14 protein-coding genes are annotated in these 16,577 nt (G+C 35.8%); 2 read left to right on the top strand and 12 right to left on the bottom strand.

Annotated elements, in window-relative coordinates:
- Positions 1-74 precede the first annotated feature (74 nt).
- A complete protein-coding gene (locus FFX44_RS05470; protein ID WP_289978699.1) occupies positions 75-1,151 on the top strand; it encodes a glycosyltransferase in 1,077 nt (358 codons plus the stop codon).
- Positions 1,152-1,353: 202 nt separating this feature from the next.
- Here the strand turns inward: FFX44_RS05470 and glmS are convergent, their stop codons facing one another.
- The 6 genes from glmS to FFX44_RS05500 form a co-directional block, all read right to left on the bottom strand.
- On the bottom strand, positions 1,354-3,174 hold the full coding sequence (gene glmS / locus FFX44_RS05475) for a glutamine--fructose-6-phosphate transaminase (isomerizing) (protein ID WP_289978700.1): 1,821 nt from the start codon (positions 3,172-3,174) through the stop codon (positions 1,354-1,356).
- A 241-nt stretch (positions 3,175-3,415) separates the two neighbouring features.
- On the bottom strand, positions 3,416-4,570 hold the full coding sequence (locus FFX44_RS05480; RefSeq protein ID WP_289978701.1) for a mannitol-1-phosphate 5-dehydrogenase: 1,155 nt from the start codon (positions 4,568-4,570) through the stop codon (positions 3,416-3,418).
- Positions 4,570-5,013 carry a PTS sugar transporter subunit IIA gene (locus FFX44_RS05485; RefSeq protein ID WP_289978702.1) on the bottom strand — a complete coding sequence of 148 codons (444 nt, stop codon included), beginning with the start codon at positions 5,011-5,013 and terminating at the stop codon, positions 4,570-4,572. Before FFX44_RS05485 ends, FFX44_RS05480 begins: the two co-directional genes overlap by 1 nt.
- Before the next feature lie 8 nt (positions 5,014-5,021).
- Positions 5,022-7,091, bottom strand: a complete 2,070-nt coding sequence (locus FFX44_RS05490) for a helix-turn-helix domain-containing protein (protein WP_289978704.1) — start codon at positions 7,089-7,091, stop codon at positions 5,022-5,024.
- Between the two features lie 15 nt (positions 7,092-7,106).
- Complete coding sequence (locus FFX44_RS05495; protein WP_289978706.1) at positions 7,107-8,912, bottom strand: PTS mannitol transporter subunit IICBA; 1,806 nt, start codon at positions 8,910-8,912, stop codon at positions 7,107-7,109.
- 292 nt (positions 8,913-9,204) lie between these two features.
- The gene (locus tag FFX44_RS05500) at positions 9,205-9,396 is read right to left on the bottom strand and encodes a hypothetical protein (RefSeq protein WP_289978710.1); all 192 of its coding nucleotides are present in this window, start codon (positions 9,394-9,396) and stop codon (positions 9,205-9,207) included.
- Positions 9,397-9,982: 586 nt separating this feature from the next.
- Here FFX44_RS05500 and FFX44_RS05505 point away from each other — a divergent pair.
- Positions 9,983-10,942, top strand: a complete 960-nt coding sequence (locus FFX44_RS05505) for an IS30 family transposase (protein ID WP_289978712.1) — start codon at positions 9,983-9,985, stop codon at positions 10,940-10,942.
- Positions 10,943-11,211: 269 nt separating this feature from the next.
- Here the strand turns inward: FFX44_RS05505 and FFX44_RS05510 are convergent, their stop codons facing one another.
- From FFX44_RS05510 to FFX44_RS05535, 6 genes are all read right to left on the bottom strand, one after another.
- Positions 11,212-11,970: an IclR family transcriptional regulator gene (locus FFX44_RS05510; RefSeq protein WP_289978713.1), complete on the bottom strand. Its 759-nt coding sequence runs from the start codon at positions 11,968-11,970 to the stop codon at positions 11,212-11,214.
- A 99-nt stretch (positions 11,971-12,069) separates the two neighbouring features.
- Positions 12,070-13,035, bottom strand: coding sequence for a sugar kinase (locus tag FFX44_RS05515; RefSeq protein WP_289978714.1), 966 nt, complete (start codon positions 13,033-13,035; stop codon positions 12,070-12,072).
- A gap of 18 nt (positions 13,036-13,053) precedes the next feature.
- Positions 13,054-14,019: a sugar kinase gene (locus FFX44_RS05520; RefSeq protein ID WP_289978716.1), complete on the bottom strand. Its 966-nt coding sequence runs from the start codon at positions 14,017-14,019 to the stop codon at positions 13,054-13,056.
- A gap of 38 nt (positions 14,020-14,057) precedes the next feature.
- Positions 14,058-14,873, bottom strand: a complete 816-nt coding sequence (kduD, locus tag FFX44_RS05525; protein WP_289978718.1) for a 2-dehydro-3-deoxy-D-gluconate 5-dehydrogenase KduD — start codon at positions 14,871-14,873, stop codon at positions 14,058-14,060.
- A gap of 20 nt (positions 14,874-14,893) precedes the next feature.
- The gene (gene kduI / locus FFX44_RS05530; protein ID WP_289978720.1) at positions 14,894-15,739 is read right to left on the bottom strand and encodes a 5-dehydro-4-deoxy-D-glucuronate isomerase; all 846 of its coding nucleotides are present in this window, start codon (positions 15,737-15,739) and stop codon (positions 14,894-14,896) included.
- A 110-nt stretch (positions 15,740-15,849) separates the two neighbouring features.
- Complete coding sequence (locus FFX44_RS05535; protein ID WP_289978721.1) at positions 15,850-16,500, bottom strand: bifunctional 2-keto-4-hydroxyglutarate aldolase/2-keto-3-deoxy-6-phosphogluconate aldolase; 651 nt, start codon at positions 16,498-16,500, stop codon at positions 15,850-15,852.
- Between the last annotated feature and the right edge of the window lie 77 nt (positions 16,501-16,577).

The following is a 16,577-nucleotide window of genomic DNA, read 5'->3' on the forward strand; positions in this document are numbered from 1 at the left end:
ATAATACGTGGAACCATTTTTTGAGAAGCTTTGTAAATAAACCTGGGAAGATTTCATATTAGGGGATGTAAATTATGAAGATATTAATTTGTGTAGAAAATCTAGTAATGGATGGACTTAAAAGAGTTGCAACAGTCATTGGCAATGAGCTTTCAAAAAAAATGGAAGTAACTTATTATTCTCTTTCAGATAACACTGCCTTCTTCAAGCTCGCCGCGCCGCTCATTACATCAAAGTCTCCTGTAAATTCTGGAAAAAGCTTCAGAGGCAAGGAACCGTTTATTAACTATCGGGACCAAATAGTGGATTTGATTAAAGTATTGGAGGTTGGCGAATATGATGCAGTCATCTTAACTGCGGGTCTACTAACCAGCTTTATTCCAAAAATTAAAAAACAACTTCCCGATATCCATTGCATCGCTTGGATGCATAACAGCTATGAGACTTATATGAACAATTATTATCAATTCATGAAAACAGAATTCGTGGCTGGCTTGGCTGCAGCCGATAGATTAGTGGTTTTGACAGAACACGATCTGCAAGGCTTTTCGGAAAAACAGGCGAAAACCTTAGTATTATATAATCCGCTCACCATTGATGTTACCAAATTATCCACATTAAATAATCCTATCATTAGCGCTGTATCTAGAATTGATACACCACAAAAAGGGTTAGATTTATTGCTCAGTACAGCTGAGCAACTACAAGATGGCTGGATTATCAAGTTAGCTGGTGACGGTCCTGACTATAATAATCTGCAAAATGAAATTAAGCGCCTAAAACTAGAAGATAAATTACAACTTTTGGGAACACTCTCAGATCAACAATTACAAGAACACTATCAAGCCTCTTCAATCTTTCTCATGACCTCACGTTGGGAAGGAATGCCATTAGTAATCGGTGAAGCCATGAATTTCGGTTTGCCCGTTATTTCCATGAATAACACAGGTGCCTATGAATATTTACTAGACAATCAGTTTGGTATTATTACTGCTGACCATGATGTTGCAGACTTAGTTAAGCAGCTCAAACAGCTTACACAAAATAAAAAAGCACGTGAGTATTGGGCAAAAAAATCTCGGGAAAGATCGCAAAGTTTTGTACTTCAAAATATTGTTGAAGAATGGCGGGTGATGTTGGAAGAAATCTGAATATTAAAAATTTAAGAACAGAGTTTCTTTCATCTACATTCACATTACTTATAGTAAGGAATCACTATGTTATTTCAAGTTGGTAATTAAACTTTATCAACTTTTATGTGTCTCTTTTTATGGTTATATCAAAACAGCTATCTCAGAAAAAGTATCATTTTTTCTGAGATAGCTGTTTTATTGGAAACTTATATAATCCAGTTTACTCAACCGTTACACTCTTAGCCAAGTTACGAGGCTTATCAACATCATACCCACGCTGCAGGCTCGTGTAATAAGCCAATAACTGACAAGGTATAATTGCTAGTAGTGGCGTTAATAGTGAATGCACATCTGGCAAGATAACCTGATCACCATCTTCTGCCAAATTACGACTTACGATATTTATCACATTTGCGCCACGAGCCAAAACTTCCTGTGTATTACTCCTAGTATGCTTTGCAGTTTTTGCTCCAGTAATAATTGCAATTACAGGAGTTCCTTCTTCAATTAACGCGATTGTTCCATGTTTCAATTCACCCGAAGCAAATCCTTCAGTTTGTACATAAGATACTTCTTTTAACTTCAATGCAGCTTCTTGTGCAACATCATAGTCAATTGCTCTGCCAATATAAAAAGCATTGCGTGTCGTTGCAAGAACATTTGCCGCAATCTGTTCATACTGGCTCTTTTCATCAACTAATTCTTGCATCCCGTTAGCAACCGTTGTAAGTTCATGTGCAACATCAAATGAAGTTGCAGCTGAAATGCCTTTCTCTTCACCAATTTTCTTCGCAAGAATTGCCTCAAGTGCAATCTGTCCAGTATATGCTTTAGTTGAAGCCACAGCTATTTCAGGACCAGCATACAACAATAATGTAAATGTTGCCTCCCGTGATAACGTCGAATTCTCAACATTTGTAATCGTTAAACTCTCATATCCCCACTTATTGACTTGTGCTAAAACTTGACGACTATCGGCAGTTTCTCCGCTTTGAGTCAAAAAGACAAAGAATGGTTTTTTGGACAACAATGGTGGATTATAACCAAATTCTGATGCTACATGAACTTCTGTTGGGGTCTTCGTTAATCCCTCAAAGAGTTCTTTACCAACAAGCCCTGCGTGATAACTCGTTCCAGCCGCTACGATATATAAACGATCTGCTTTTTTGATACTATCCAAAAGCGTGTCATCAATTGTAACTGACCCATCATCTGCAATATAATGCTTAATCAATGAACGCATTACAGTAGGCTGCTCATCAATTTCTTTCAACATATAATAAGGATATGCACCCTTTTCAACTTCAGAAGCATCTGTATCAACATGAAATGGCTTACGATCAATAACATTTCCCTGTGGATCTTCAATTGTTACACTTTGTGGTTTGACAATCACGATCTCACCATCAACGAGTTCAATAAAGTCATGTGTTTGATCAAGCATTGCAATTGCATCACTACATACCACATTAAAGTTATTACCTACCCCAATCAGAAGGGGGCTCTTGTTCTTTGCAACATACAGGGTTTCAGGTTCTTGGTTATCCATCAACAAGAATGAATATGAAGAACTTTCATCTACCAGTGAGATAACCTTTTTAAAAGCCTCTTTGGTTGCAAGATTTTCTTCTTTCGCAAATTTCGCAATCAACTGTACAATTACTTCGGTATCCGTGTCACTAGCAAATTTAACGTCTTGCAGATAGGTTGTTTTTAATTCTGCAAAGTTGCCAATCACACCATTATGTACCAAAAAGAAACGTCCATCTGCTGAAACATGTGGATGTGCATTCTCTTTGCTTGGTACTCCATGCGTTGCCCATCTCGTATGACCGATTCCACTTGTACCATGAACATCAGCCCCAATTTCTTCACGTAAGTCGTCAATCCGTCCTTTTTCCTTAACAAGATACTCTTTACCATCTTGCGAGTTCACATATATACCTGCAGAGTCATACCCTCGATACTCCAGACGTTGTAATCCATTCAACAAAATATCAACTGCATTTTTATTACCAGTAATACCTACTATTCCACACATACCAAAACCAGCCTTCCTAACCATTTTCTAATTAATTATTAATTTTCATTAAATTGGTCTATATCAAAATGTGATAATCTTAGCTTTAATACATCTAATATAGTACCTATCAATATGGTTGTCAAACTATAATTCAAATATTGGTATATAAAAACACATGACAAAAAATAAGGATATACCAAAAAGGCATACAGCTTCGTATAGTCTTTCAGCCGTATACCTTTTCTAGAAAAGAATCTAGTTATTTATTAGCAAGTGCTTTTTGATAAGAACTAACAATCTGTGTTACTAATTCATGATCATCCAATCCCGTTGTCTGTGCCACAACATCTGCAATTGGCTTATCTACGATTAACTTTTTCAAGTCTTGACTCTCAGTATCATTAGGCTCGTCAAAAGTATAAATCATCCCAACTGTCTCTAATAATGCTTCATATGATAGTCCTCTATCTTTTGCTTCACGAATCGGTCGAATGAACCGTTCGTCATATCCTAATTTGCGAATCGGAGTTCTTCCAACTCTTGCAATATCATCAGATAAATATTTGTTCTCAAACCTACCAATTATCTTACGTTGATATGCTTCATGGTTCGCACGATCAAAGTCCCATTTTGTAATTAATAAGTCGCCTGTCTCTTTCAAGACCCGCTTTAATTGCTCAAGAACTTGTTCATCGGCGATTGCTGAACCAATATCTGTATATCCTTTATATTTGCCTGTATATGCAACTGTTGCATGCCCTGTGTTTACGGAGAATAACTTACGTTCAATATAAGGTTCCAAATCAGGAGCATACTCTACACTCGTTAATTTTATTTCAGGAGCCTTCATCTGATGTTCATCAACAACCCATTCTTTAAATGGTTCAACTGACACAAACAAAGGATCTTCATGCTTTTGTAATGGAACAATCCGATCAACTGCAGCGTTAGGAAATCCGATTATCTCGTCTGCATACTTCTGATCTTCTTTAGCTAAGTGTGTGTATACTTCTTTCTTCAGGTTCTGACTTCCACCAATCATATTCTCACAGGCAATTACATCAATCTTACTCTCGTTACCTGCAGACTTCCTAGCAACAATTCCATCTGCAATTAATGGTGCAATGAATTTTAGAATCTTGGGTCCGATTGCTGTCGTTACAATATCAGCATCCGCGATTGCCTGAACAACCTTTTCTGGATTCTTAGCATTATTAATCCCGCTGACATTAGTTACTGTAATTTCTTTTTGAGATTCATCAGCCAACTGGATTGTGTAGCTTTTCTTCTCATTTAATGCATCAATGATTGTCTCATTAACATCAACGAATTTGATTTCAAATCCATTAGCTGCTAATGTTTCTCCAATAAATCCACGTCCAATGTTACCTGCTCCAAAATGTACTGCTTTCATTATTTATCGACCTCTTTCAACAAGTTTATAATTTCTTGTTCCGATTGCGCATCCGCAAGCTTTACAACATTATTAACATCGCTACAAAAAAGTGCTATTTGTGACAATAAATTTAGATGTTCTCCATTTAGACCTGCTATCCCAAAGACTACAGTTACAACATTCTCATTCTGACTATCCTCTGAAAAGTCAACTCCCATTGGCACTTGAACAACTGAGATTCCAGTCTTCTTAATGAATTTCTTTCCATCTTCGGTTCCATGAGGAATTGCGATAAAATTCCCCATATATGTCGAAACATCATCATTTCTAGCAATCATAGATTCTACATATTCAGGCTCAACATCCCCACTATCTACAAGCAGTTTTCCTGCAAGACGAATAGCTTCTTCCTTGGTTGCCACATGCTGATCAAGCTTAATCATATCTTTCTCTAAATCCATCTTCATCATCACTTTCCTTTCATTTCAATTTGCTCCAAGAACTGAGTAGCTATCAGGTCACGAACTTGATCCTGATTGCCCTTTTCAAAAATACCCGTAGTAAAGTTGCTCATTACGATTGCCCCACTGACTGTCCCCATCAAAATATTTTGAAAATCCGTCATTGGAGTTGGCCCCAGCATCAAAAGTATTCTACTGACTTTGATTGGAGCTTGATCCATCGCCAACATATCAATCGGCTTTGTGAGGTCATAAATATTGAAGAATGGGCGTTTTACATTGGAATTTGTAGCGTGAACCAATGCAATTGTTGCTCGCGGAATTCCAACTGGTGCTAAGCGTATTCGCTTTAAAAGTTCCTCTTTTACCGCTTGTTTTTCATTTGTGATTTTTTCTGGAATTGAACCAAGTATCAAATCCAATGTACTCCCTAAATCACCTGTACTATTAACTCTAGAAACTTCGACTGAATTCGCAAACTCATTTGCTTCCTTTATCTCTTGGGCTAATCGCGTTAATTTTTCTTGACCTTTATCATATATGGCATTTGTCACTTTTTTATTTTGTGCTTCTACATACTCAAGCCGTCCACCGATTTTCCTAATTAAAGACTTAACTTGCTGAACTTCATCATCCAACAGGAGCGGGCTGACCACTAGATAATTCCAACCAAACCCTGGAAGGCTCACCGTTGACAAGATTAAATCATACTGACTGAGTTCAACATTATTAAGCTCTGAAACCTTCGCTATTTTAACTGCATGAATCTCAACTATCTCTCTTTGCAGACGGCTCTTCAAGATACTTGCTGTTCCAATTCCATTAGGACATACAATCAAAGTCTTCAGTTTTTGTATTTTAGAATCACTTGTATAGCTATTTGCGAAATATAATAGTATTAATTGTGCTTCCATTGGTGTAAAAATAAATTCAGGAAATACTTCGCGCAAAGCATCTTGTATTGCTTTGTAAAGTTCTTGATATTGTTGGCTAACATTTTCAAGTGTTTCAATTCTTGTATTAGGCAACTTGAGTGTATTATTTTTCAGCAATAAGGTAATATGCTTGCTAAGCCTGTCAAACAAATCCCGATCGCGGCCAAAGTTCCACCCAAATGCATCTGAGACCCACTTAATCAATTCTTTAACATCATATGATATCTGTAACCCATAATCATCTGACCAGCTTTCAGCTGAAAAATGATAATCAAGGCCCTTCAACTGAACTGCTAAAAAATCAATTTCTCCAGATGTTATTTTTTCCTTTATTTCACTTCCAAATTTATCTAGTATTACTAAGACTTTCTGACGATACTTGAATATACTCTTTTGTTTTGCTGCAGAATAACTTTTTATGACTGTCGTCTTCATTCGCAGTATTGAGATTGCAACCAGCAACACCCACTGAACTTCCTGAATATCCGATTTTGTGGTATATTCTACCATTGCCTTTTTGAGTGCCGCAACACATTCAAACAAAATCTGTCTCGGTAATAAATTCAGAAAAAAGCTTTTAGCTGGTTTCTCATCAGTGGAGTTCAAATAATCAAAAAACTCATATTCGTTAATTTCATTTGTAAGAACTCCACATAATATTAGCCGCTTTTGTGCTTCCTCACCTGTACTTTGAACTCCAACAGACTTCCTCACATCCACTTTTATCCCATATTCTCTCAAAGCTTTTGCAATACCCTTCAAATCTCTTTGAATAGTATTTTCACTAACTCCTAGTGTAATGGCTAAAGAAAATATCTTAATTGGTTCAGTACCAAGCAGAAGCAGACAGACAACCGCCGCCTGTCTCTGGCTGCTCGACAAAGCAACCTCTGCAACCTGATTATTTAGTTCAGTCATTAATCTTTTTCGATTTTCATCTGATCCATGTAGCCAGTAACGCCCATCGTTGCTTGCAATACTTAAGCCATGTTGTACAAGGTACAGTTTTAATTCTGAGAATTCCCGATATACTGTTCTTCTGCTAATCACCAACGAATCTTCAATCGCAGACATCGAAACACCCTCATCGTGCTTGCACAGCTTTTGCAGAATCTTTTTCTGGCGTTCTGACAACAAAATCAAGCTACATCATCCTTTTTAATTTAAATGTGCTACAACCGAATCATATTCGTCAGCTTCAAGCAAACTGGATACACTTAAAATCTGAACATTTGTATATCTCAATTTGAGATTCTTTTCTGCTTCCTTTGTCACTATAACCAAACGTTCTCTACTATCTTCAAGTTCATCTATTCCAATATTCTTGACTGGTGTCTTTCTACCAGCCTTCTTCAAACGATCTTTGAACATTGATGTTGCCATCGTAGCCGAACCTACTCGCTGATCGTGATGAATAAAGTCAACTTCTTTAATAGCTGTGAAGTTCAGATTTTGCAATCCTGTCTCGACTGTTGTGTCTTCATCAACAACAGTTGGTTTCTCTTCACTTGGAGAAATCTGGTTCAATGCCTTCAAGTTAAGAACTACTTCATCATATTTTGGACTGCTCAAGAAGTTATCAACTGAAATATGCATTGCACCTGGTGTCTTTTGTAATGCTCTTTCAGCCAATTCTGCCTGTGTAATAACAAGCAGTCCACTCTCGTCTTTCAAACGACTAATTGCGGTGTTTGTAACAGGAATATCTGTAATACCCGACTTTTTAACTTTGTCTCTCAACAAGGAAGCCCCCATTGCAGAAGAACCCATCCCCGCATCGCATGCAAAAATAATCTTTTTAACATCTTCATATGCCTTGACCTGTTCTGTAGCACTCTGACCACTAGCAGCAGTTGACGCACCACCCTTTGATTCAGACTTCATCGCATCCATCTGTCGTTGACGTGCTTCAAGGTCACTATCGTCTGTCATTGTTTTATCAGCCTTCAAGATTATTGCTGCAACCACGAATGATACAATTGCCGCAACCAAAACACCAATTAGAATCTTCAAATAATTTCCTTTGGGTGTCATCAATAAAATTGCGATGATTGAGCCAGGAGATGCAGCTGCTTTTAATCCTGTGTTCAATAATTGGAAAGTAAATGTTCCACTCACGCCACCAGCAATGGCTGCAAAAACTAATGCTGGTTTCATCAAAATATATGGGAAGTAAATCTCATGAATTCCGCCAAAGAATTGAATTATTGCTGCCCCAGGAGCAGATGCTTTCGCAGTTCCTTTACCAAAAATCATAAATGCTAACAAGATGCCAATCCCAGGACCTGGATTAGATTCGAGAAGGAACAAGACTGACTTGCCTGATTGCGAAGCCTGTTGAATACCCAAGGGTACCAAGATTCCATTCCCGATTGCATTATTCAAAAACAAGATTTTCGCAGGTTCGATGAAAATATTTGCAAGAGGTAGCATATGAATAGAAATAATCCAATCTACACCCTTACTCATGAAGTTACTCCCAGCAGTCACAAGTGGATTAACTACAAAAACACCAAAAATTGCTAATATCATTCCTAAAATTCCACTTGAGAAGTTGTTGTAAATCATTTCAAAACCAGACTTGATCTTATCTTGGAATAATTGATCAAATTTCTTAATACTCCAGCCACCAAGTGGTCCCATAATCATTGCTCCTAAGAACATTGGTACACTTGAACCGACAATCACACCCATGACTGCAATTGCTCCCACAACTGCACCACGTTCCTCATAGACCATTCTACCACCAACGTAAGCAATTAAAAGCGGGATCATATAATTAAGCATTGGGTTAATTAACGTCGCTATTTGCTTGTTAGGAAACCACCCAGCTGCCATAAAAATTGCTGTAATTAACCCCCAAGCAATAATTGCCGCGATATTAGGCATAATCATTCCGCTAAGAGTGGTTCCTAGTCTCTGAATTTTAGCCTTAAGTGAACTCTTTGATTTCTTCATTTCCATTAAAATTCCCTCCTTTTTACATCTTTATTTTACTTTCTTGTTGCAAGCGTTTTCAAGACAAAGTAAATAACATTAAGTCACATTAACTTGTGCCAGTTTAAGTTAATGTTTTCACATGTAGGCTATTAGCTCACTCCTGCAAGTAATCTCAATTGTTTTTTAGATTATACTAAAAGAACTTCACCAGAAAATTTTCTCTAGTGAAGCTCCTTATTTTGAAGACTGGGTCAAAAATTAAATTTTGATCTAGTTTCTATATTTATCACGAATAAACATGTTTCATAAATCAAGACTAAAATTTGTTTTTTCTATATTTAAGAACCAGCTCTTTAATAAACAAAATTGAAATCGTCACTGGAAACTCAATGACAGCTATGAAGAAAAATCTTTGCATATCGTTATCCTTATCCACCAAAATTATAAACCAGAGGAATGTTGTAGCTACTAAGCCTACATAATTATAGAAAATATTCTTTAAAGTCATAAATTATGCCTCCTTCGATTAACAATTGTATAAGTAATTTATAGGGAATAAGGAATAGGGAGTAGGAAGTATGGTAGTATTTATAATCTGAGATAGTAATTTTTATTGCCGCTATTATTTCAAAGTTTTTGAGGGGTTATTGAAAATCTTAGTCCCTATAATTAAAACTTACTTCTGCAGTATAGATATCAATGGAAGGAATTTATTCATTTGTAGATGCCCCTTGATAGAAAAAAATTTTCCAATTACCATTAACTTGTTTTTCTAGAGAGATGTTCTAAAAGCAGATGTATTTGTTCTTTTATCAGTAGTTCTGAAGGAATTCATAATCAGGTTTTCCCCTATTCCTTTACTAGAAACATCAGAAATGGTGAGCCTTTTTTTTGATAATACTTGATGACTGTTTACATAGTTCATTCCATTGCCTTATTGCAAACTTCTCCTGATACCCCAATTTCTTTATAGTTTTCATCAAGTAGCTTTTTAAAATCTTCTTTTCTCGTCGTTTGTAAAATTAAGTTAGAAATAAAAAAGCCATTTGTGGTAGACTTTTGAATATCCCTAATCAAAAGAGAGGTAACCACAAATGACCTATAAACATCTTACCACACAAGAATTAACCTTCATATATAATTTTTGGAAACAAGGTATTAAAGCTTACCAAGCTGCTAAAGCTCTTAAACGTTCTAGTGAAACTGTTTATCGTGTTTACCGTTTCTTAGATACCGGACATTCAATTAGCCAATTCCAAGAAAACTACCGAATTAACAAGGCTCACTGTGGTCGAAAAGTAATTACATTACCAGAAGATGAAGTCAAATACATTAAGCAAAAAGTCTCATTAGGTTGGACCCCTGATACAATTATTGGTCGCGCAAAGATTCATATCAGTTGTAGTATGAGAACTTTATACCGCTTTTTTCAAAGGGGAGTTTTCAATAAGAAATTATTGCCAATGAAAGGTAAACGGCATCCAAATGGTTACGTTGAACGACGTGGTAAAGCTGGCAGACTTGGCAGAAGCATTTACCAACGATATCAGGATTACCCTCATTTTCAACATGAATTTGGTCACTTAGAAGCAGACACAGTCCAAGGCAAAGCTCACCAAGGTGCAGTTATGACCTTAGTTGAGCGTCTCTCCAAAGTTGAGATCATTTTGAACATTCAACAAAAATCAGCTGAATGTGTTAACGAACACCTTGATCAATGGTTGTCTCAACAGCCAAAACACCTTTTCAAATCAATTACTTTTGATAATGGTAAAGAATTTGCTGGCTGGAAAGAAATTGCGAATAAGCATGATATTAGTGCTTACTTTGCCGAAGTTGGAGCTCCTAACCAACGTGGTTTAAATGAAAACAACAACGGAATGATTAGACGAGATGGTCTCAAAAAGGACATGGATTTTCGTAGCTTACCAAATACTGTGGTTCAACAAGTCAGCAGCCGACGTAATCATATACCGAGGAAATCACTAAATTACAAAACACCAATTGAGATATTCATGAAAAATATCACAGATAAGCAACTAAGTTATTTCTAACTTAATTTGACATTTCAAGTCTATAAAAAAGCAATTGTTCTTCCAGCTCTTTTAATATATTTTCCATAGACTGCACCTCCAAAAGCTAATGTACTTTAGCGTCTAAAAATACATAAGTATAAATTTAGTTAATAATTAAACATAGTCAATTTGAAGTTCACTTTTTATGGATGGTCAGTTATTGGGTACTTACCAAAAAACAACATCAACATGTATTGCTAAAATATATGTAAACTAAAATAGCGACCTATTTCGAACTGGAACAGAACTTAATTAAGAACTTCCAAAATCTTTAGTTGTGCTTCCTTCCCATATTTTATAAATTCATGTAATACTTTTTTGGTAACACGATACTCAGGTGCACTAATACTAAAGGCACCATAACAGTTACTATTTTTTTCCAAGATAAAACCCACACAAAAAATATCTGCTTGATTTTCAACATTGTCAATTGCAAAATTTTGCTGACGTACTTGTTCAAGATCATCTTTCAAAGTTTGCACATCCGTAATTGTGTTTGGGGTTAATGATACAAGCGAAGTATTTTCCAAATACTTCGTCAATTTCTCTGGGGTATAGTGCGCCAAAAATGTTTTTCCCATTGCTGACGAATACATATGCATCGTACCACCAACTCGCGAAACAAGTTTAACACTTCTCGAACTTTCAAGCTTATCTAAAAGAACAACTTTGTTTTTTTCGACAATACCAAGATTAATTGTTTCATTCGTTTTATCCCGTAGTTGTTCAAGAAAAGGACGAGTAAGTTCTTTAATATCAAAACTTTCAGCAACCTTTTGACCATAACGCAAATAGACAGTTCCTAAACTATACTTTTGTGTCTCAGAATTACGATTAACAAAACCACAATATTCTAAAGTTCTCAGTATTTTTAAAATAGTTGGTTTTGTAATCGCAAGATTATCACTGATGTCTTTTAAAGAAACTGCTGTGTTACTGTCAACAATGTAATCAGTAATTTGTTTAGCTTTTAGAAGAACCGTACCATAAAAAATTTGATCTGCCATTAATTTCCATCCTTAATAGTTTCTTATTTAGAAATTATTGTACCTCAAAAACGATGGAATGTCACATATCAAATAAATTTAAATTATACTCACTAACATCTAGTTTATTTTCTTATCCATAAATACAGTTAATTCTTTTTTTGTTGGCAAGCCCTCATTATCACCAATATTTTGCATCTGAATAGCACCGATTGCACTACCACGCAGTAAAGAATCTTTGTCATTTAAGCCCTCAAGTTTAGCTGAAATTACACCAGCTACAAAGCCATCCCCAGCTCCGATGCGATCAATAATCTTCAAGTCTTTGATTGCAGTCACAAGTTCTTTCTGTGTGTCACATTTGTTCACTTTACGTTTGCTAAAAGAACCATCATCTACCATATTAATAATCACTTGTTTAACATTACTATTACTCAAATAGTAATCAGCAATTTCTTCGGCTGTTGACTTGCCAGTTAAAATTCGTCCTTCCTTGATATTTGGCATTACAACATCACACAACTGCGCAATTTCATTAGTACGTTTAATCATTAAGGTTTTAGAATTCCAAATTGTTGGTCGTAAATTAGGATCGAAAGTAATTTGGATATTATAATGACGTGCCATTTTAATCAATTTCAAAGTTGCCTGATAACCCTTGTCACTTAAACCGGCCAAAATTCCACCAAGATGTAAAATTTTGGTATCAGAAAAGTTAATTTCTCGAAATTTATTAAACTCTAAATTTGAAGTAGCACTATCATTACGGTAATAATCCGTCTCTGGTCGCCCATTATCAGAGGCTAACCCTTTCAGCATAAACCCAGTTTTCCAAATATCACTTTGCTGTACATTTGAAGTTTCTATCCCTTCTTCATGTAATAAGTTAATTATCTGATAACCAAATGTGTCTTTACCTACTTGCGTAATGAAATTAACCGAATGCCCTAGACGTGCTACTCCGATTGCAACGTTTAAATCTGCACCAGCAATTCTACTGACAAAGTTTTTAACATTCTCCAGTGGACCCTTATCTTGCGCTATAAAGAGGCCCATTGGTTCCCCAACTGTGATTAATTCTGTCATTCCGTATCTCACTTTCTATCAATTTTCATTTACTTTTTCCATAAATCTCTCAAGTTCAAACCTAGTTGGGTATCCCCCATTATCACTTGCTGACGAAACAGCCAATGCTCCAATCGCACAAGCACGAGCAACAGATTGTTCTATTGATAAATTTTCAATAATTCCTGATATCAACCCTGCTGCAAACCCATCTCCAGCACCTACTGTGTCAACTACACGAGGTGGCTGGAAACCAGAAATATATCCTTGATTTCCATTAATATTTTTAAAATATGCACCTTTGGATCCTAATTTAATTACTACTAACCTAGTACGGTTACTGTATTTCAAATAAAAATCTGCAATTTCTGATGGCTTTTTTAGTCCAGTTAAAAGTTTCCCTTCACTAATACCAGGCAAAACTATCTCTGCCTGTTGTGCCAATGAATTCAACGACTCAACCATCAATTCTTTAGAATCCCAAAGTGGTAGTCGAATATTAGGATCAAAAAAACTGATAATATTCTTTGCTTTCGCCAAACTCAGCAACTTTTGGATTACTTTAAAATTATTTGATGAAGTTGCAGCAAAAATTCCTGTTACATGAAGGGCCTTAACCCCAGTAAAATTAATATCTTCTAAAAAATTTTGTGAAAAATTAGCTGCAGCAGTATTATTACGATAATAATAGACTGAAGGATCCCCCTGACTAACTCTTTGTTTGAAGTAAAAACCAGATTGATGTGTTTCATCTGTATAGCAATAATGAGTTCCAATTTCTAATTCACTAATACTTTTTTTAATATAAATTCCTAACAAATCATTTCCCACAGAAGTCACATACTCAGTACCAATTCCTAATCTTTTTGCAGCAATTGCCACATTTAGCTCCGCTCCTGCAAGTAATTTTCTAAAGTGGGTGGAATCGGTTAAGCTTAAATTCAAATCCTGAGACGCAAACATAACTAATGGTTCACCAAATGTCAAAAGGTTTACTTCACTCACTTTCCAGACACCCTTTCAAAAAAGCTCTCTTTTTATCTTTATCTAACTAAATATCCACCATCAACCGCCAAAATATGTCCATTTACGTAATCCGAGGCCTTACTTGCAAGAAAAACTGCTACTCCCATCAGCTCATGAGGTTCCGCCCAGTGTCCCGCAGGAATTCGATCAATAATTTCTTGGTTTCTTACTTTGTCTGCCCGAATTGGAGCCGTATTGGCAGTCTTAATGTAACCGGGTGCAATTGCATTAACTTGAATATTATATGAACCTAGTTCACTAGCAAAGGACTTCGTTAAACCTGCTACAGCATGTTTTGAAGCTGTGTAGGAAGGAATAAATTTCCCTCCTTGGAAAGAAAGCATTGAACCAATATTAATAATCTTTCCTGATTTTTGTTTTGCCATTTCTTTGGCTGCTGCCATTGACATATAATAGACAGCGTTTAAATTAATATCAATGACTTTCTCCCAATCTTCATCCTTTGATTCAAGTAAAGGATTACGTCGAATCATTCCAGCATTGTTGATTAAAATATCAATACTTCCAAATTTTTTAATTACTTCATCAATTATTTTTTGAGGTGCGCCCTTTTGAGTCAAATCAATCTGCATAAATTCTACCCGACGACCTCTTTTTTCAATCATACTGCGAGTGACATCCCACTCTTTTTTGGCAAAAGTAGGAATAAATACATCTGCACCCGCTTCAGCTAGAGCAACTGCATAGCCTTGCCCTAATCCCGTATTACCACCCGTAATAACGGCGACTTTTCCTTTAAGACTGAAAAAATTTATTTTAAATTTATCCAATGCAGCTTCGTTAACTTTGATTTCTTCATTTGATTGTTCCATGTTATAACATCTCCTCAAATTTATCTAAGATCATTCATTGCAACTGAATCCATATCATCATAAGTCTGATTTTCACCACACATTGCCCAAATAAAAGAATAGCGAGTGGTTGCAACACCACAATGAATTGACCAACTTGGGTTAATTACTGCTTGTTCATTATTCAGTACAACATGTTTAGTCTGCTTAGGTACGCCCATAAAATGAAAAACTTTCGTATCTGGTTCTTCGAACTCAAAATACATGTATGTTTCCATTCGTCGAGCATGAGTATGTGCGGGCATAGTATTCCAAGAAGAACCTGGCTCTAAAACAGTATAGCCCATTTGCAGCTGGCAGGTGTCCATTTGTGTAGCATCAATATATTTATAAATAGTACGTTTATTTATGTGTTTTTGATCGCCCAATGGCTTTTTCAAAGCATCAGCAAATGATAACTTTTTATTTGGAAAAGTTTTATGCGCTGGAGTCGAAACTACATAAAATTTAGCTGGATTCGAAATATCCTCGGATCCAAAAAGTACCTGTTTTGTTCCCATTCCCACATAATAACCATCGTGTTTTACCATTTCAATTTTTTCATCGTCAATTGTCAAATACCCTTTACCACCAATGTTAATAATTCCCAATTCACGACGTTGCAAGAAATAGTCAACACCTAATTCCTTATCAAGTTTAATTTCCAAAACTTGATTACCTGGTGTAACACCACCAAAAATCATGCGGTCATTGTACGTATAAGTTAGTAAGACATCGCCAACACTAAATAATTTATCCATCACAAATTCCTCACGCATTTGCGTGGTTGAATAATGTTCGATATCAGCTGGATTATGTGCATAATTGGTTTTCATTTTGAACGACATTTAAAATCCTCCTTTTTATTTCCTAATAAGAAATCATATTTCTTTTTAATTATATGATAATATTAGTACATTTTTATTGATTTCGCAACTACCAATAACTTATAAGAAACTCAATTACTTATTTTTTTCAATCCCACAAATTTTTCATGATATGCACGAGCATTTTGCTCAACTTTGGCATAATCACCATTGGATGAAGGTCCTACCAAGTTTCCTCCAGTACCAACTACAAGCGCACCTGCATTAAACCATTCCTGCATATTATCGAGATTAACACCACCGGTTGGCATAATGTTTACTTGTGGTAAAGGTGCCTTTACGGCCGCGATAAAATCTTTACCTACAACACTACCGGGAAAAACTTTTATAATATCAGCTCCATACATTAATGCTGTTTGTATTTCTGTAACCGTCATACAACCAGGAATATACGGAACTTGATATAAATTACATAATTTTGCAACTTCTTTGTTAAATGTTGGAGCAACAATAAATAACGCACCTGCACTAATTGCTAATTTTGCTGTTGAAACATCTAGCACAGTCCCAGCTCCAATACAAACCTCTGGATCGCTATCATATTCCTCTTTTATTTGTGCAATAATCTTATCAGCCTCAGGAACTGTAAATGTTAACTCAATTCCCTTCACACCACCATTAACACAAGACTTTACTGATTGATAAGCTTGTTTTTTAGTCCCTCTGATAACAGCTATAATTCCTGCTTTTTCAATTTTTTCTAGAATGCTTACTTTTTTCATGAGTGCCTCCATTTTTAAAAAATGCCTTGCTGAAAATAAAATTAAGGTTACCTAATGTTTTTAACTTCAAAATAACA

The sequence above is a fragment of the Lactobacillus sp. UCMA15818 genome (genome assembly GCF_030400225.1).
Taxonomy (GTDB): Bacteria; Bacillota; Bacilli; order Lactobacillales; family Lactobacillaceae; genus Liquorilactobacillus.